The organism is Nostoc sp. (assembly GCF_036916975.1).
Lineage (GTDB): Bacteria > Cyanobacteriota > Cyanobacteriia > Cyanobacteriales > Nostocaceae > Nostoc.
In genome coordinates this window covers 102,410-117,905 of record NZ_JBALFF010000037.1, presented here as the reverse complement: position 1 = coordinate 117,905, position 15,496 = coordinate 102,410, and the positions used below count along the sequence as shown (strand labels likewise).

The window sequence follows — 15,496 nt, the reverse complement described above, 5'->3', positions numbered from 1 at the left end:
TCATTTATCATTTTGACAAACAAAAGCATTTGATTCTATCGGTTAGTTTGACTAAAGTATAAATCAAAGCTTTCTACCTAGTCATTAGTCATTGGTCATTGGTCATTTGTCCTTTGTAAATCACCAATGCCCCATGGCCAATCACCAAGCATGAAAATAAGGACTTTCACAAATGAGCGATTTTGTAACTGCAATTACCACAGGGATTACCGCATTCACTGCCACCAACATTGATGATATTGTCATTCTGACGTTGCTTTTTTCACAAATAAATAAAACATTCCGCAGTCGTCACATTCTTGGTGGTCAGTATCTGGGTTTTGCTGCATTGATCGTTGCTAGCCTTCCCGGTTTCTTCGGTGGACTAATTATACCGCAGGACTGGATTAGACTACTTGGTTTAATGCCAATAATCATTGGTGTGAGTAGTTTACTAAAACGCGAAGAAGATTTACCAGAGGAAGCCCAAGAAGAAACCGAGCCGTCAAGTCCTTCTATAATTAGCAGTTTTTTCTCTCCGCAAACATGCAATGTAGCTGCGATCGCCTTTGCGAATGGTAGTGATAATATCAGCGTATACGTACCCCTGTTTGCCAATTCGGAATTAGATAGTCTGCTAGTGATACTAAGTGTATTTTTTACAATGGTCGGTGTATGGTGTTATACCGCTTATAAGTTAACCTATTTGCCTGCGATCGCTAACTTTTTAACAGAGAATGGCAATACTTTTGTACCTTGTATATTGATTGGACTCGGTATATTTATTGTTACAGAAAATGTTACTTGGACTCTTTTATCTGTATTTTCTAGTTATATATTTTCATTAATTTTAGGTTTCAATAATCACTCATCCACTGAAAAACAAGAAAAATTAAGTGTCTAAAAACAAGTGCATGATGAAATTTCTGATCAACATGAATTCAAAACTGCAAAAAGTATTACTCATCAACAGGAATCAAAACATGAAAATCTGGAAATCTCTGCTAATTGTCTTGATGGTTTTGGTGAATCTCGCCTTTGCTCAACCTTCTTTTGCTGATAGACCAAAGTTTAGCAAAAACCCTGACTATATCGAAGTCACTAAAGCTCTGAAAGAACTCTCTCAGACAAAAGATACCCAAACTCAAGTTGAAGGTCTGACACCAGAAGAAATTCAAAAGAGAACCGAAGAATTAACACTGCAAAAATATGCTTTAGAAACGGGAATTAACTGGGGTCAATGCGACAACCAAACAGGTAATACCATAGGTGTATATGGCAAAAGACCAAATGAAGAAGAAGATGAAGATGCCGTATACGACAATAATCTGTATTTTTTAGCGAATGGTCAGTCCACTGAAAACAACTGGGATTGTGATGGCATCTATCTAGCGAATGATGTTAAGGTAGCAAATTTCACTTCTAGTCCTAATGGGCAAGGTCAAGAATTGACAGGCCCGGCTGCACTAAAAATACTTGATGGAACTCAGTTGGTAATTAAAACAAATGCAGATAATACTGCGATTGACTTGAATGTTCCGACTGTGAAAGTTCTTAACAGCAAAACGGCTAACTGGTTTATCCCAGATATATCACAGGCTATCATAAATACACGAGTTCCTAATGCCCCGTAAGGATTCAGTCTTGAGATAGAACTGCATAATCTATTTTTGAATGATTGTTCTCAATTTCAATAGGGTAACAGCCAAAATCAGAGGATAAACAGGACACGCACTAGTGAAAAACCTCTCTGATCTTGGCTGTTTTATTAATTACACCTTATTCCTTACACTTACTCTTTACCATCAATTAATAATTACGAATTATTCACTCAGGCTTGTTTTATTTTGATATCTGCATTAAAATAAATTTTGAAAAAAATGTACAATCACAACAGGTATATTTGATTAGGGCAAATATTGCGCTGGGTGCAAGTCATCAGGAAAGAGATTTGCTATTACCTCCGCATTTTTTTAATCAGAGCCGGTACGGGATAAGGGTGTTATTGATGCAGTTAAAATTGAAACCTACAGAAGAAGATAAAGATAAAAAAAAGCCAGGACGACTGAATCCGTCCCGAATCCGAGATCACTTGGCAAATGAGCGTACCTACCTCGCTTGGATGCGGACAGGAATTGCTCTTTTAGGTTTTGGTGTCGTCATCGTGCGTTTGCGGGCTTTCCAAGTACCTTTAATACCCCGTCCTGGCACAGGCTGGAAGTTAGGTTTAGTCTTCTCGCTGGTGGGTTTGATTACGGTGTGGCTATCAACGGCACACTATTTCGCAGTCCGTCGTGATATCGAAGAAGATACTTATGAACCGACAGACCGTTGGGTGTTGCTGTTCAGTCTCGCCGTGATGATTCTCGGTGCTGGAGTAATCTATTTTGTTTTTACAACTTCTTTAGATCCATCAAGTCAACTTATCCCTGAGTGATGGTATTTTTAAAACCGCACTTTGTATAACTCGAATAATTCCCCTGATTTGCGGGTTACGACTTTAGCACCAGCTGCTTTAATCATTTTTTCCCAGTCAGCTACAGGCTCTAAAAACACCTCAGCCCCTAAATAAGTTTCCAAAACTGCCCAATCTTCTGCTAAAGGCTGTTCTGGATTGAGAACGTCAAATACAAAATGTCCACCTGGTTTTAATACCCGCTTGACTTCTGCTAGTACAGCATTCCAGTATTCGAGGGGAAAATAGCAGCTAAATCCTGTGGCGATCGCAAGATCAAACTGCTCTGGTGAATAGTTTAACTGATGGGCTGCTCCCAATTCAACACCTTTGAACAACTTAGAATTCAACTGTGGCCCACGAGAATTAAGGGTATCGCGGGCTACATTACTGATTTCTTGCCCATAAAAAAATGCTTGCCAATCCCGCCAAGGATAGATTAAAAAGCTGATACCACAGCCAATATCTATACAGTGTTGGTTTTTTTGAGGTTTAGCAATTTCCCAAAAAGGGGAAGCAATTCTTCCTGAAAAACTACCTCCAATCCACTCACGGAATATCGGCATCGCCTGCACTTCTGCTGGGAGTTCAAAGGTTTCACGTTGATACTCTCGGTTAAAACGATAGGCTACTTGCACTAGTTTTTCTTGCCAGTCGCTTGAGTGATGGGCAGCAAAAAGATTTTGTAACTGCGCGGGCTTTTTAGACATTAGGTTTTTGTAGTGCTTTCTAAGAATTGTAGTCAAATTCGCTTTGCAATCGCTCCCCTATCCAATCTCCTGTGGGGGTTTGTCCAACTTCGTAGCTGTGCCAACATCCCAAAAATTCATAGCTCTAGTGAAGCAAGAAGTTGTTCTGTTTCAAGTTTAATTTTTGATATTAATAAATTTAGGGATTCTAAACAAATTCATTTTTCACATAAAGTCAAATTGCTATCCACTATCCACTTGCATTTATGCCTATTACCCCCATAATGATTAAGGCGATGGAAATGAGTTTCATGAGTGTCGCAGATTCCCTAAACCAGATAATACCAATAATAGCAATTAAGATAGTTCCTAATCCAGCCCAGACAGAATAAGCCACACTCACTTCAAGTTTCTTGAGAGCAAGGGTCAAACAAGTAAAACAAAGTCCATAAAAGACAGCTATTAATATGGAAGGGCCTATTTTAGTAAATCCTTCTGATAACTTCATGCAAGTTGTGCCTGAAACTTCAAAGAGGATTGCGGCAATAAGGTAAATCCAACTTGTAGACATATCTGTTATCAGCATTTTGTGAGGAATATTTTATTATTTTATCTCTGTTAAATTAAAAAATCCAACAGGAAAAATTATTATCATTATTCGCATGAATCTACTAAATATTTGTAGGATACGCTACGCATTGCAAGCTTTAAGCGCAAGGGTATGGGTGTAAGTGTCACCCATGTTTTAAATAGAGTTGCTATATTTAAAGCTTGCTTTTGTCGAATTTACCGAACCCCAATAGTTGAGTTTACCGTACATTTATAGCAAGGAAACTTCTGGATCGGCAATAATCACCAATCAGGTGATAAAAACCGTATTTACCCCACTTTTACTTTTTAATACTATGAGAACAAAGAAAGGAATCAAATCCTTCAATCCTTAAACAGCAAAGATACTGGTTATTCGAGGTAGAGATATGACATTAGTACGCTTGAACCCTTGGCAAGAATTTAACGCGATACAACGTCAAATCAATCGCTTATTTGATGAAGATATTTTGCCAACTGCATTTTTGGATAAAGGCTTATCGAAAGTTCCGGCTGCTGAGTTAAAAGAAACTGAAGATACAATTCATTTAAAACTAGAACTTCCGGGAATTGAAGCCAAAGACTTAGATTTGCAAGTTACAGAAAACGCTGTATACCTGAGTGGTGAGCGGAAGTCTGAAGTAAAATCTGAAGATAAAGGTGTGATTAAAAGCGAATTCCACTATGGTAAATTCCAACGTGTAATTCCTTTACCTGCTCGGATTCAAAATACCAATGTTACGGCAGATTATAAAGATGGCATCTTGAAGCTGACGCTACCCAAAGCTGAAGAAGAAAAGAATAAAGTTGTCAAAGTTAATCTAGCATCATCTGGCTAATTTCGGCTTTATATCTGCTAGCTATCTATTAAACTAAATAAAAAGCGCTCCCTTTTTGGAGAGCGCTTTTTCGCGTGAATTACTCAGCTTATACAGATTTATTAGGAAAGTGCAAAATTTTAAATCTTTTATAGGGTGTTATACACCACCCCAGATTTTAGGGGCGCTAGGAGGAATATTATAACGCACCCGACAAAAATTGCTCTTGATTAAATCCACATTTCTTAGTTAACCGTTAAGGGCTTCTTCTTGATGGGTTTCGATTACGCAATCAGAAGTGGGCTTGGCAACGCAGGTAAGAACCCATCCTTGGTCCATTTGATCGTTGTCTAAGAAGTTCTGATCTGATTGGTCAACTGTACCTGAAATCAGCTTACCAGTGCAGGTAGAGCAAGAACCAGCGTTACAAGAATAGGGCAAGTCAAGCTCATATTCCTCGTTAGCGATTTCTAGGATGTACTCATCATCAGGAACGTCAATTACTTGTTCGCCGTCTGGGGTACGTAATGTGACCTTATAAGTTGCCATGTAACAATTCCTAACTCATATAAACTCCATATTCGATACTACGGGTTTATGTGCTGCTAGTCTAGAGTTTATTGTGGTTGACTCAAATAGATTCTCAAGCGATTAGTGGGGCTAGTTTACATATACCAAAAGCTTCAGACCAAAATCACACAGAAAAAGCGGTATTACTGCCAGCCAGATGTCACCAAAGCTGAGTGTCCAGATTTTTGAGCGCTACTCATCTGTTACTCAAAAATGGCTGAGAATGCTTGTAATCTAGTTAGGAGGTAATTCTAAACTAATTTCACCTAACAAACCCTTGCGAAAATCTGTTAAAAGTTGCCTTGCAGCTCGCTCTATATCACCTTTGTAACGATGTTCCGCCAAGGCGTGCAAATAGGTATCTCCGGTGTCTGATGTCAAATCGAGTTGGTAACGGGACTGTAATGATTTCTTGGGTAACAAATCTGCGGCTACAACTGACAAATAGTTGAGTAAATCCACTAGGGCTGCTGCTACTAGCTGGTTATCGTAAGAAGCTTCACCGATATCATCACAAATGGCTAATTTCAATGCTGCATCTTGGTCTTCCAATCTTAGAGGGATGACACCAGGAGCATCTAGCAATTCCAAATATTCGGAAATTCGCACCCAGCGTAGTTGGCGAGTTACCCCAGGACGGGCTGCACTTTCTACTACTCGCCGTCCCAACAAGCGGTTAATCAAAGCTGATTTACCGACATTGGGAAAACCAATCACCACAGCCCGCACTGGACGCGGTAACATGCCGCGATCGCTTCTTCTTTTATTGAGTTCTACCCCAGCGGCTTGCGCTGCTTGCGCCACTTCTGCTATACCTTTACCATGTTGAGCGTTGGTAAAATAAGGGATCTCCCCTTGACGTTTAAACCAATCTATCCACAGCGATCGCATTTGCGGCGTAATCATATCTACTCGGTTCATTATCAACACCCGTGTCTTACCCTCCACCCACTCACCTATTTGGGGATGGTGAGTCGCTAAGGGAATCCGCGCATCTCGTACCTCAAACACCACATCTACACGCTTCAACTGTTCTTTGAGCTTCTTTTCAGCTTTCGCAATGTGACCTGGATACCATTGAATCAGGTTTAATCTATAATTTTGAGTTATAGCCATAATTTATTATTAACTACCAATTACTTATTATCGCCAATAAAACCGACTGGAGATTGGGAACTAGGAGAAAATAATAACTCCAAACTCCAAACTCCAAACTCCAAACTCCAAACTCCAAACTCCTAACTCCAAACTCCAAACTCCTAACTCCAAACTCCTAACTCCTAACTCCTAACTCCTAACTCCTAACTCCAAACTCCTAACTCCTAACTCCTAACTCCAAACTCCAAACTCCTAACTCCTAACTCCTAACTCCTAACTCCTAACTCCAAACTCCTAACTCCTAACTCCTAACTCCTAACTCCTAACTCCAAACTCCTAACTCCAAACTCCTAACTCCTAACTCCTAACTCCTAACTCCTAACTCCTAACTCCTAACTCCAAACTCCTAACTCCAAACTCCTAACTCCTAACTCCTAACTCCTAACTCCAAACTCCTAACTCCAAACTCCTAACTCCTAACTCCTAACTCCTAATTCCTCTTTGGCTTGATGTAGAATTATACGATTGCCATCAGGGTCATAAGCATAAATTTCTCTACCGTGGGAAGCAATAGAAATGTCTTTTGGTGGGGGATAGCCTAAAGCTGTTAGGTGAGCGATCGCATCTTCTAAGTTACTCACCTCTAAGCACAAACTTATCTTACTTTTGGCGCTGGCTTCAAATTCCGATTCGTTTGTGTTCTTTGGTTTAAAAATACCTAAACGCATACTAACCAAATTAAACTCAGTATAGACATTCGGAATCAAAATAACTGGCTTTTGCTCCAGCAATTTAGTATAGAAATTCACTAAATTTTCGCAATTAACCGATGCTATGGTGACAAATGCGTTAGTGTACTGGAAAACCATATTTGCCTTTCGCCTTTTGAACTTTTAAGTTAAATAACATACGCAGGCAAAATGTCAAGCTTAGAGGATGTTTTAAAAGTGATTGGCTGTAATTTTAGGTACTTGTATCTCGCTTATACCTATCCATTTTTATATCCCATCAGCAATAATCAAATCCATCATCTCATTCTTATTCTTCCGATAAACCCGAAAATCACTATCTAGCGTCAAGACACAACTCCCCATAATTAACTCACTCATTCTTACCAAACATGCATCAGCTAACGACATTGGCACATTTTGATACCGCTTTAGCAACTCTCTAACTGTTCCTATTTCATCACTGAGACGAAAACAGATTTGAATTAAGCCAGAATCTAGTAAAGACATAACTGCATCCTCTCCGCCATAAAAATCTCGCAATATAAAACACGCTTCACTAATTACTGCTTCACAAGTAAAGAAAGGGTAAGCTAGATTAGCAACTTCTTTAGTAGCCCAACTATGATATTGTTCCCGATGATTAATTAAAGCAACTAGAGGACCAGTATCAATAATGATATTTTGCTTCACTACTTACCGTATCCTTCTAGATGCTTTTTATTAGTCGCTAAATCTCCAGTCCCTCCATCAACACATCCAATATACTCCTTAGCAGCTTCTAAAAATGAAACTTGTTTTCCCTTCTCTCTATCCTCAAATGTCTCCTGCTTTTGCGCCTTAAAATGCAAAAATTCAATAAAATTTAATACCTCCTGCTGCTTCTCAGGAGATAATTTTTTAAATTCATCAATTATCATTTGTTCCTTATCAATTGCTTGAGTCATTCTCCTATCCTCCTGAAAAAATCAATCCCAAATCTAAAGTCTCAAATTAGCAAGCACCTCAGCTAAATCTTTATCCGCTCATTCCTTCTCTTCTCTGGCTACCGCCAAATCTGTCAAAATATCCGCGATCGCACAATGCACAACTTTATTGCTAACATCTACAAACTGCGAAGGACTAAGATTATAATCGGCTTGTCTCAACTCTTCTATTCTTCATAAGCATCTGTGCCGTACTTGTCCTGATTCCATATCGAATTAGCAACCTATTCTCAACCGTAAATTTAGGTTGCCTGGATGTTTCGCCAATCTCAAATTGAAGTTTAGTATAAATTATATTAAAAATCTATTTTCTAGTAAGTTATTAGGGGTTATTATAGACAGGATTTATCAATAACTTACTAATCCAAAATTATATTAGTGAGTCTAAACTAAAATTTTTTGTATTCCAGCTACCCGTTGCCATTATGTTTTATAGGATAAATTGAGTTTATCCAGTGAGAGAAAATGACCTCTCGGTTTTGTGGTTAGTCTTATAAAAGTAACGAGCGCGGAGGGATTTGAACCCCCGACCCACAGAACCGGAATCTGTTGCTCTATCCACTGAGCTACGCGCCCTTAGTCTTACAGATTATAGCACGTCTGTGATAAAATTTTCAGCCTAGATAAACTTGGTTTATAAGTTCACAGATAATTAGCTGGGTCTACCGGTGTACCATTGCGGCGGACTTCAAAGTGCAGGTGGGGGCCAGTTGAGAAACCTGTGGAACCGACAGCAGCGATCGCTTGTCCGCGTTCGACTGCTTGTCCTTCGGAAACATACAACTCGCTGGTATGTCCGTAGAGTGTAGTCAGACCATTACCGTGGTCGATAATTACTGCTCTGCCATAACCACCATACCACCCAGCAAAAATCACTCTGCCAGAATCGGCTGCCCGAATTGTACTACCATAGCTAGCGGCAAAATCCAGCCCAGCATGAAAGCGACGATAGCCAAGGATTGGGTGTATTCGCCAGCCGAAAGGACTGCTAGTAGCAGCATCGCTAGGATATGCCATTACACCAGTTCCCCGAATGATTACAGTCCGGCTGTTGGTTTTTGTTTGCGCTTCTTCTGTTGCTCTAGCTTCTGCAACCTTTTGTTGAATCAAGATTTCCAGATTTTGGGATTCCCTCTCTAGCTGGTTTTGCGCCGCTTCCAAGGCTAGGCGATCGCTATTAAGACGTTGAATCAATTCTGATTGTGACTGCGCCTGAGTTTGATAATCGGATTTTTGGGCTAATAATTGCTCACGAATTAAGGCAATTTCGTTTTTTTGCTGTTCTACATCCGTTTTTTGTTGATTTATCAGCTTTGCTTGTTGGTTGAGTTTTACCAAAATTTGTTCGTCTGCCTGATACACTAACTTCAACTGATGACGACGGCTGAAAAAGTCGCTGATATTTTCACTTTCGAGCAAAACAGCCCATCCAACAGATGCAGGCGATCGCTGGAGATAACGCAATCGTGCTACTGTTGCTATTTGCCGCTCCTGATATGAACGTTGCGCTACTGCTAAATCAGTTTCCAACTGATCCAGGCGTTGGGTAGCGAGTTGTAATCGTGATTCGCTCTCTTGAATATAGTTATCTGTAGTTTGCAGATTTTGCTTTAAACCAGTCAGGTGTTTTTGGGCCTCTTGTTGGAGATTTGTTAAACGATCGCGATCGTTAACCACACTCTGACGCTGCTGGTTCATTTGTTGCTGCTGTTGTCGCAAATTATCAATAGAACCTGTGGAGGTTGCATGAACTGGAATTAATGTCAAATAAATCGATAAAATGCAGCAAAATGCAAGAGATAAACAGCCAAAAATCTGCTTTTTTACTATAAATCGCGCTCTCATAGCGTGCAGCCCAATCAAAACGATGCTTTCAAACACTATGGGGATTATTCCCAAAATCTGATTCACCCACTCCAACGCATTATTAAATTGTCTGCCAAGTTGTAACACAAAGATTCCAACTATGTCAGCATTAAGCAGTTAGTTCATTTGGATGAAATCTGCTAAAGTTTCAGTAACCCTAAAACTCATAACTCAGCACTGGCTCAATGCCCTGCTACCGCTAACAGGATTCAGGACTGATGCAGAACAGGCAAGAAAAAATTTCCCAAGTGATAGTGACATCTGTGCAGATGCGCGATATTGAAGATCGAATCTTTGCAGCAGGAATGCCTGTAGTCGCTTTGATGGAAAAGGTGGCGGGATTAATTGCCCGTCGCATTCAAGAGATCCCCTTTTTAAGAGAATCGCCGCAGGCGGGGGGATCTCGTGTTGGAATTCTTGTCGGCCCAGGTCATAATGGCGGGGATGCTTTAGTAGTAGCCCGTGAATTACACTTTCGCGGGTATGAAATTTGGATTTATTCTCCTTTCTCTAAGCTTAAAGAATTAACTTCGCAGCACTTACAGTATGCTCAGAGTTTGGGCATTCCAATTTATCAAACAATTGAGCAACTGCCAAATTCTGATTTGTTAATTGATGGCTTGTTTGGGTTTGGTTTAGAAAGAAACCTCACTGATCCCATCGCTTCTGCAATTAATCAGTTAAATGAATTGTCTGTGCCGATTTATAGTATTGATTTACCATCAGGTTTACATACCGACACTGGCGTTGTATTAGGAACTGCGATTCGCGCCACTCACACTTTTTGCTTGGGTTTATGGAAATTAGCTTTTTTTCAAGATCAGGCGCTGGAATATTTCGGCAAAGCTGAGTTAATCGATTTTGATATTCCTTTAGTTGATGTGGAAGCTGTTCTAAAAGATGCACCCAAGATTAAACGTATTACACCACCAACGGCACTTGCTAATTTACCCTTACCCCGTCCAGCAGTCACCCATAAATATAAGGAAGGACATTTATTGCTAATTTGCGGTTCGCGGCGCTATGCAGGTGGGGCAATTTTAACTGCTTTGGGTGCTAGGGCTAGTGGTGTGGGAATGCTTTCGATCGCTGTACCCGAATCGCTGAAATCTCTTTTGGTGTCACACTTGCCAGAAGCGCTAATTGTCGGTTGTCCAGAGACGGAAACTGGAGCGATCGCCCACTTACAATTACCCGAAAAAACCGATCTGAGTTCTTTTAATGCGATCGCATGTGGCCCCGGTTTAACAAGAGATGCTACTCCCATTGTGCAAGAAGCGATCAACAGCGATCGCCCTCTAATTCTCGATGCCGATGGTTTAAATATCTTGGCACAAATGGGAGCGATCGCCACATTAAAAAAACGTCTTGCTGTAACCGTACTCACACCCCACACTGGCGAATTTGAGCGATTATTTCCTAATGTCCCCGATGCCAAACATGACAGGGTGCAAGCAGTACGCGAAGCAGCAGCCCAAAGTGAGGCGATAGTATTGTTAAAAGGGTCGAGAACTGCGATCGCAAACCCTCAAGGTGCTGTTTGGATTGTTCCTGAAAGCACACCAGCCTTAGCGCGTGGCGGTAGCGGTGACGTGTTAACTGGCCTACTGGGTGGATTGTTGGCGCAAGCAGCAACCAAGCAAATTCCCCTAGAAGATATTGTGGCAACTGCTGCATGGTGGCATTCGCAAGCGGGTATAATAGCCGCCCAGGAGCGTACCGAATTGGGTGTAGATGCGTTTACATTAACACAATATTTGATAAAAGTTCTAAGTAATTAAACAGCTTTTAACTATGACTTTAAAAATCCAGACCCAAAAAGAAAAATTACAGGCAAGCACTAGTTTAAAGACAAATCAAGAAACAGAAAACGAAAAAGTTCTATGTTCTCATTGTCAGCGCACCGCTACGAACGGTATTAAATGTAAAGGCATTTGTGTGGCTGACAATGACTATTAAGCTATGACTTTTATGGCTCCTGAATTTCCCAATTTGGATTGGGGATAAAATTTTTCATTGCCCAAAGTATAGTCTCAGCCTGGGAACGAGAGAATCTCTAAAAGCTGTATATTTAACTTTTTAAATCTGGCAAACTCATAATTGTTACTTTCCCCTATCAGAGAATTTCTGAAATTGCAAACTCATCATTTATAGCAGCAATTTCTCTTGGAATATTTGCCTGATTAACCATAAGTTCTAGTTGTTCTTCGGAGTTTTTGGGATTAGGCAATTTATCTTTTGTATATTCACTTTCTCGAATTTGTCGAGCAATACTTTCTAGCAGCCAAAGTTGTTCTTCTACAGACAAGGCAAGGACGGAGCGCTCAATTTCTAGTAAATTCGGTGATATCATTTTGCTTCTGATTATAAGCGGGACGGATTTTTCAAAGATATTATATTCAGTCTATCTGCAAAAGTATAGAGCATCGCAAATCCCCCATCATTTTCCCCAAGTTCATCTTTTCACAAATCATCAGAGATTGCTATAAATAAGTAAAAACTAGTTTTAGTGACTTTTTAATTAGGTATTCCAAATGTACGCTAAACTGGCTACATGAATTACGAAACAGCTAGGAAACTGCTCATAGATCAGACAATCACAAGCGAGGAAAACCCAGATGCGCTGTTGACGCGTATGAAACAGGGAAAACCACCGGTACCCGGTCAGATCACCTCGATTTTGTTGGCATTGAAAGTGGTGTTTGAAGCCCTCAAAGATGCAAAGAGCCTAGACCGAGAGTTGGCTTTGACCCTTTATCAGTTAAGCATTAAAGGGCAACAGCTATTTGCCGCAGGGCGGAAAGCCGGGGTTGATTGGCCGCCGCTACTCAAGGAAGATTTACTACGAATTTCCTTAGCATCTGAAAGTATCTTTTCGGGTACATGGCAAACCCCCGCTCCTATAGGGTTGGAGAAGTTGTAGAACATTAAGTCATTTTTAAACGAGAAGGGATGAGGGGGATGAGGGAGCAGGGGAGGCAGGGGAAGATAATTAATGACTAATGACTAATGATTAATGACTAATGCCCATTACCGAGTTTGCAGTTCATTTTCTAACTTGTCTAGGTCAGTTTTGAGCAAAATTGTCATTTGACCAGTAAAAGCTTTGCCCGTGTTAGGTTGAGCAATTTCCACCCAATATACATAGCGATCGCCTACTCGTAATTCTCCCTTTAAAGCTTCCCGAATTGGAGTTTTGGCAAAACGTGCCGAGTTAATTACCTTTTCGTTGGGATACTGATACACGACTTGGGCGCGATCGTAGTCTTGATAAATCTCTAAGCCATAAATCACCCGCAAAGATTCCTGGAGACGGGTAAATGTCATGCCGTTAATGGCATCATACATGGCAATACGCTCACTCCGAATTGTGCCACGGTCTTTGGAAAACTCCACCCTACCGGGAGGCAATACCGACGCTTGAAAAGTGAATCGTTGAGCAGCAGTATCAGTCTTCTGCACAAACAATTGCTCCCCACTCCTGGGGCGGAGGGTGGGATGTGCTTTAATCCAGGTGCTTACTTCCTCTGTACTTTGCCCTGGTAAAGCATTAGCTTGGGAATCAAAAAGCGTTCCCACGCACAGCCCGGTTGCTAGAGAAAAAGGCAAAATCAAACAGTTGAGCAGAGATTTTTTCAGCATTTTCCTATTCGGTAATTATATAGAAGTCACCCCTAATGGGGTAATCATAGTTTTCCCGTTTGACCAGAGGATTATTTCATTGTTAACATAATTGCTAATAAATATATGTATATGATTTGTTGTATAAGAAGTATTTAAAATTGTCCTTAAATAAGGATGAAGCATTTTAAATGACCGCAGAGAATTTTCAGTTAGGGCTTACTTAGAAGATTATCTGTAGGGCAAGTCCACCAAAAGTTATTGAGAGTTTTAAACCATGTCTATCTTGAAACCTATAGTTCTTCCATGATGAAAAGGATTTGCCCTCATCCCCCAACCCCGAATCTCAAACCTGGGATTCGAGGAGCCAGAATTTCAAACTACCTCTCAAGCATTTGGGAGAGGGATTTAGGGAGAGGGTGAAAACTACGGTTCTCAACTTAGATAAGGTTTATGATTCACTGCGTAGAAGCTTAAAGTAGTACAATTAAACTATAATAAGCCGGAAATTCTTCATAGCTCTTGCCGTAATAACTCTGTAAGCTGATGTATGAGAGCGAATGAAGGCTAGCTATTATCTAGCAGATTGAAGGGGGCCGTTGTAGTGTTGTCATGTTTTAACGTAGCAGATTACTTTATCTGGTTAGCAAATGAAACAGGCTCTTTCATCAGTAATCTAAAACTGCAAAAGCTTGTGTACTATGCTCAGGCTTGGCATCTTGCACTCAATGACACTCCTCTATTCCAAGAAGATTTTCAAGCCTGGATACATGGGCCTGTGATACCTGCGTTGTACCAGAAGTATAAGCTTTTTGGATGGCAACCAATTTTAGAGGATGCTAACCCAGAATTACCTCAAGAGGTTCAAGAGTTTCTAGATGAGGTTGCACAAGAGTACTTTGCCTGCGATGCTTATGAACTAGAACAGATGACTCATGCCGAAGCACCCTGGAATTTGGCTAGAGGAAATCTACCACCTGATGAACCTTCCAACGAAGTTATTCAGAAACAGTGGATGAAGGAGTACTACGGATCTCGTGCCGAAGAAAAGGATTAAGAAGACTGAAATTACCAAAGATGGCACATCAGGTATTAAACCAACAAAGCTGAAGCCACCTCAAGGCATCAGCTTTTCTTTTAAATATTATCAAGACGATCGCAGCAAGTTTTCTTGTAGCCAAAAAGAAGTAATCTACTGGCTTACCTTGCTTGATCGGTTAAAAGCTCTATCTAGCCTAACGGCTCAAGAGTTATTAGTAAATCGTAGCAGTACGCTCAGATGTCATCCCATCAAGTGGGAAGATACCAGCGAGAGGGCATTTGGTTTGCCGAATGAAGAACAATTAGTTGATATACCATATCAGTTTTCCATCTCCTCAAATGAACATGGTAGGGTTCATGGATTCTTTATTGACGAGATTTTCTACATTGTTTGGCTAGATCCAGATCATCTGCTGTATCCCGCAAAAAATTAAGGAATCATCGCCACTTTTATCACCTGTATTTAAGCGAACATAATGTAAAACCGTGTCCTATTTGAGGCAATAAGACACGGTTTTATAGAAGTATTTAGTTATAATATTACAAAAATCAAAGTAATATTTGATTTATACCAAAGTAATCCATTTACTGAGTGTTGTTTCCTGGTTTATTAACTTTCTCTGTTGTGGGTAACCCTTGGTGATCGTAGTTTGTCTTTTGCTGAGTTAAGGCGATCGCACTAAAAAAAATAGCACTTCCTATAGCCAAGGCTACTATAGGACGCTTCAGCAAGACAAAATCTCTGACAATCCTAGCTAAAGGTCGGCTTTGACGACGTAGCGACGAAGCAACCATCAATTGTCTCCAAGTAAACGGATCGCGCACATAATGACCGCTTTGGCAAACTACTAGCCGTTCCTGGCAATTGGGACAGCAAAATAAGCCCATGCGCGTTTTAACTAATTTGGGCGTATTATTTCTTTGGCAAATTGGGCAAGTAACATAATGATTATCAAAGGTGTGTATATTCATTTACCTCATCCGCCTAGTCCATTTACTCGCTCTATAACAATAGCTATACTGAATTGGGATCGATACTTAGCAGACTTCCAAGTAT

20 protein-coding genes and 1 tRNA gene are annotated in these 15,496 nt (G+C 40.4%); 8 read left to right on the top strand and 13 right to left on the bottom strand.

The window, feature by feature from the left end; translation table 11 throughout:
- Positions 1–172 precede the first annotated feature (172 nt).
- From V7K73_RS08630 to V7K73_RS08620, 3 genes are all read left to right on the top strand, one after another.
- A complete protein-coding gene (locus V7K73_RS08630) occupies positions 173–883 on the top strand; it encodes a cadmium resistance transporter (RefSeq protein WP_334878981.1) in 711 nt (236 codons plus the stop codon).
- A gap of 79 nt (positions 884–962) precedes the next feature.
- Positions 963–1,613, top strand: coding sequence for a hypothetical protein (locus V7K73_RS08625; protein ID WP_334878979.1), 651 nt, complete (start codon positions 963–965; stop codon positions 1,611–1,613).
- A 374-nt stretch (positions 1,614–1,987) separates the two neighbouring features.
- Positions 1,988–2,416: a YidH family protein gene (locus V7K73_RS08620; protein ID WP_334878977.1), complete on the top strand. Its 429-nt coding sequence runs from the start codon at positions 1,988–1,990 to the stop codon at positions 2,414–2,416.
- Positions 2,417–2,424: 8 nt separating this feature from the next.
- Here V7K73_RS08620 and V7K73_RS08615 read toward each other — a convergent pair whose 3' ends face one another.
- Together V7K73_RS08615 and V7K73_RS08610 are read right to left on the bottom strand one after the other, a co-directional pair.
- On the bottom strand, positions 2,425–3,144 hold the full coding sequence (locus tag V7K73_RS08615; RefSeq protein WP_334878975.1) for a class I SAM-dependent methyltransferase: 720 nt from the start codon (positions 3,142–3,144) through the stop codon (positions 2,425–2,427).
- 229 nt (positions 3,145–3,373) lie between these two features.
- A complete protein-coding gene (locus tag V7K73_RS08610) occupies positions 3,374–3,694 on the bottom strand; it encodes a DMT family transporter (RefSeq protein WP_334878973.1) in 321 nt (106 codons plus the stop codon).
- Between the two features lie 406 nt (positions 3,695–4,100).
- Between V7K73_RS08610 and V7K73_RS08605 the strand changes: the two genes are divergently transcribed.
- Positions 4,101–4,550 carry an Hsp20/alpha crystallin family protein gene (locus tag V7K73_RS08605; RefSeq protein WP_334878971.1) on the top strand — a complete coding sequence of 150 codons (450 nt, stop codon included), beginning with the start codon at positions 4,101–4,103 and terminating at the stop codon, positions 4,548–4,550.
- 228 nt (positions 4,551–4,778) lie between these two features.
- Here the strand turns inward: V7K73_RS08605 and V7K73_RS08600 are convergent, their stop codons facing one another.
- The 8 genes from V7K73_RS08600 to V7K73_RS08565 all read right to left on the bottom strand — a co-directional run bounded on the left by V7K73_RS08600 (position 4,779) and on the right by V7K73_RS08565 (position 9,756).
- A complete protein-coding gene (locus V7K73_RS08600) occupies positions 4,779–5,078 on the bottom strand; it encodes a ferredoxin (RefSeq protein WP_334878969.1) in 300 nt (99 codons plus the stop codon).
- A 255-nt stretch (positions 5,079–5,333) separates the two neighbouring features.
- Positions 5,334–6,215: a ribosome biogenesis GTPase YlqF gene (ylqF, locus tag V7K73_RS08595; RefSeq protein ID WP_334878967.1), complete on the bottom strand. Its 882-nt coding sequence runs from the start codon at positions 6,213–6,215 to the stop codon at positions 5,334–5,336.
- Positions 6,216–6,673: 458 nt separating this feature from the next.
- Entirely contained in the window at positions 6,674–7,066 is a 393-nt protein-coding gene (locus tag V7K73_RS08590) for a VOC family protein (RefSeq protein WP_334878966.1), read from the bottom strand.
- Between the two features lie 129 nt (positions 7,067–7,195).
- On the bottom strand, positions 7,196–7,618 hold the full coding sequence (locus V7K73_RS08585) for a type II toxin-antitoxin system VapC family toxin (protein WP_334878964.1): 423 nt from the start codon (positions 7,616–7,618) through the stop codon (positions 7,196–7,198).
- Complete coding sequence (locus V7K73_RS08580; RefSeq protein ID WP_334878962.1) at positions 7,618–7,872, bottom strand: DUF2281 domain-containing protein; 255 nt, start codon at positions 7,870–7,872, stop codon at positions 7,618–7,620. The genes V7K73_RS08585 and V7K73_RS08580 overlap by 1 nt, the downstream gene beginning before the upstream one ends.
- A gap of 78 nt (positions 7,873–7,950) precedes the next feature.
- A complete protein-coding gene (locus V7K73_RS08575) occupies positions 7,951–8,073 on the bottom strand; it encodes a hypothetical protein (RefSeq protein WP_334878960.1) in 123 nt (40 codons plus the stop codon).
- A 341-nt stretch (positions 8,074–8,414) separates the two neighbouring features.
- Positions 8,415–8,487 (bottom strand) — tRNA-Arg (locus V7K73_RS08570).
- A gap of 66 nt (positions 8,488–8,553) precedes the next feature.
- Positions 8,554–9,756 (bottom strand): murein hydrolase activator EnvC family protein, encoded by a 1,203-nt coding sequence (locus V7K73_RS08565; protein WP_334879007.1) that lies wholly within the window; start codon positions 9,754–9,756, stop codon positions 8,554–8,556.
- Positions 9,757–9,995: 239 nt separating this feature from the next.
- Here V7K73_RS08565 and V7K73_RS08560 point away from each other — a divergent pair, with 239 nt between their 5' ends.
- A complete protein-coding gene (locus tag V7K73_RS08560; RefSeq protein ID WP_334878958.1) occupies positions 9,996–11,558 on the top strand; it encodes an NAD(P)H-hydrate dehydratase in 1,563 nt (520 codons plus the stop codon).
- 335 nt (positions 11,559–11,893) lie between these two features.
- Here the strand turns inward: V7K73_RS08560 and V7K73_RS08555 are convergent, their stop codons facing one another.
- Positions 11,894–12,130, bottom strand: coding sequence for a hypothetical protein (locus V7K73_RS08555; RefSeq protein WP_334878956.1), 237 nt, complete (start codon positions 12,128–12,130; stop codon positions 11,894–11,896).
- Positions 12,131–12,331: 201 nt separating this feature from the next.
- Here V7K73_RS08555 and V7K73_RS08550 point away from each other — a divergent pair, with 201 nt between their 5' ends.
- Positions 12,332–12,700: a Dethiobiotin synthetase gene (locus V7K73_RS08550; protein WP_334878954.1), complete on the top strand. Its 369-nt coding sequence runs from the start codon at positions 12,332–12,334 to the stop codon at positions 12,698–12,700.
- 107 nt (positions 12,701–12,807) lie between these two features.
- Here the strand turns inward: V7K73_RS08550 and V7K73_RS08545 are convergent, their stop codons facing one another.
- Positions 12,808–13,419: a hypothetical protein gene (locus V7K73_RS08545; protein ID WP_334878952.1), complete on the bottom strand. Its 612-nt coding sequence runs from the start codon at positions 13,417–13,419 to the stop codon at positions 12,808–12,810.
- Between the two features lie 583 nt (positions 13,420–14,002).
- Here V7K73_RS08545 and V7K73_RS08540 point away from each other — a divergent pair.
- Both V7K73_RS08540 and V7K73_RS08535 read left to right on the top strand, forming a co-directional pair.
- On the top strand, positions 14,003–14,455 hold the full coding sequence (locus tag V7K73_RS08540; protein ID WP_334878950.1) for a Panacea domain-containing protein: 453 nt from the start codon (positions 14,003–14,005) through the stop codon (positions 14,453–14,455).
- Positions 14,436–14,873 carry a hypothetical protein gene (locus V7K73_RS08535; RefSeq protein ID WP_334878948.1) on the top strand — a complete coding sequence of 146 codons (438 nt, stop codon included), beginning with the start codon at positions 14,436–14,438 and terminating at the stop codon, positions 14,871–14,873. The genes V7K73_RS08540 and V7K73_RS08535 overlap by 20 nt, the downstream gene beginning before the upstream one ends.
- Before the next feature lie 151 nt (positions 14,874–15,024).
- Here the strand turns inward: V7K73_RS08535 and V7K73_RS08530 are convergent, their stop codons facing one another.
- Complete coding sequence (locus tag V7K73_RS08530) at positions 15,025–15,411, bottom strand: hypothetical protein (RefSeq protein WP_334878946.1); 387 nt, start codon at positions 15,409–15,411, stop codon at positions 15,025–15,027.
- Positions 15,412–15,496 lie beyond the last annotated feature (85 nt).

Coding starts and splice junctions, on each gene's coding strand:
- V7K73_RS08545 (WP_334878952.1), bottom strand. CDS start 13,419: ATGCTGAAAAAATCTCTGCTCAACTGTTTGATTTTGCCTTTTTCTCTA.
- V7K73_RS08615 (WP_334878975.1), bottom strand. CDS start 3,144: ATGTCTAAAAAGCCCGCGCAGTTACAAAATCTTTTTGCTGCCCATCAC.
- V7K73_RS08565 (WP_334879007.1), bottom strand. CDS start 9,756: ATGAGAGCGCGATTTATAGTAAAAAAGCAGATTTTTGGCTGTTTATCT.
- V7K73_RS08625 (WP_334878979.1), top strand. CDS start 963: ATGAAAATCTGGAAATCTCTGCTAATTGTCTTGATGGTTTTGGTGAAT.
- V7K73_RS08600 (WP_334878969.1), bottom strand. CDS start 5,078: ATGGCAACTTATAAGGTCACATTACGTACCCCAGACGGCGAACAAGTA.
- V7K73_RS08630 (WP_334878981.1), top strand. CDS start 173: ATGAGCGATTTTGTAACTGCAATTACCACAGGGATTACCGCATTCACT.
- V7K73_RS08610 (WP_334878973.1), bottom strand. CDS start 3,694: ATGTCTACAAGTTGGATTTACCTTATTGCCGCAATCCTCTTTGAAGTT.
- V7K73_RS08530 (WP_334878946.1), bottom strand. CDS start 15,411: ATGAATATACACACCTTTGATAATCATTATGTTACTTGCCCAATTTGC.
- V7K73_RS08555 (WP_334878956.1), bottom strand. CDS start 12,130: ATGATATCACCGAATTTACTAGAAATTGAGCGCTCCGTCCTTGCCTTG.
- V7K73_RS08590 (WP_334878966.1), bottom strand. CDS start 7,066: ATGGTTTTCCAGTACACTAACGCATTTGTCACCATAGCATCGGTTAAT.
- V7K73_RS08550 (WP_334878954.1), top strand. CDS start 12,332: ATGAATTACGAAACAGCTAGGAAACTGCTCATAGATCAGACAATCACA.
- V7K73_RS08605 (WP_334878971.1), top strand. CDS start 4,101: ATGACATTAGTACGCTTGAACCCTTGGCAAGAATTTAACGCGATACAA.
- V7K73_RS08560 (WP_334878958.1), top strand. CDS start 9,996: ATGCAGAACAGGCAAGAAAAAATTTCCCAAGTGATAGTGACATCTGTG.
- V7K73_RS08620 (WP_334878977.1), top strand. CDS start 1,988: ATGCAGTTAAAATTGAAACCTACAGAAGAAGATAAAGATAAAAAAAAG.
- V7K73_RS08580 (WP_334878962.1), bottom strand. CDS start 7,872: ATGACTCAAGCAATTGATAAGGAACAAATGATAATTGATGAATTTAAA.
- ylqF (WP_334878967.1), bottom strand. CDS start 6,215: ATGGCTATAACTCAAAATTATAGATTAAACCTGATTCAATGGTATCCA.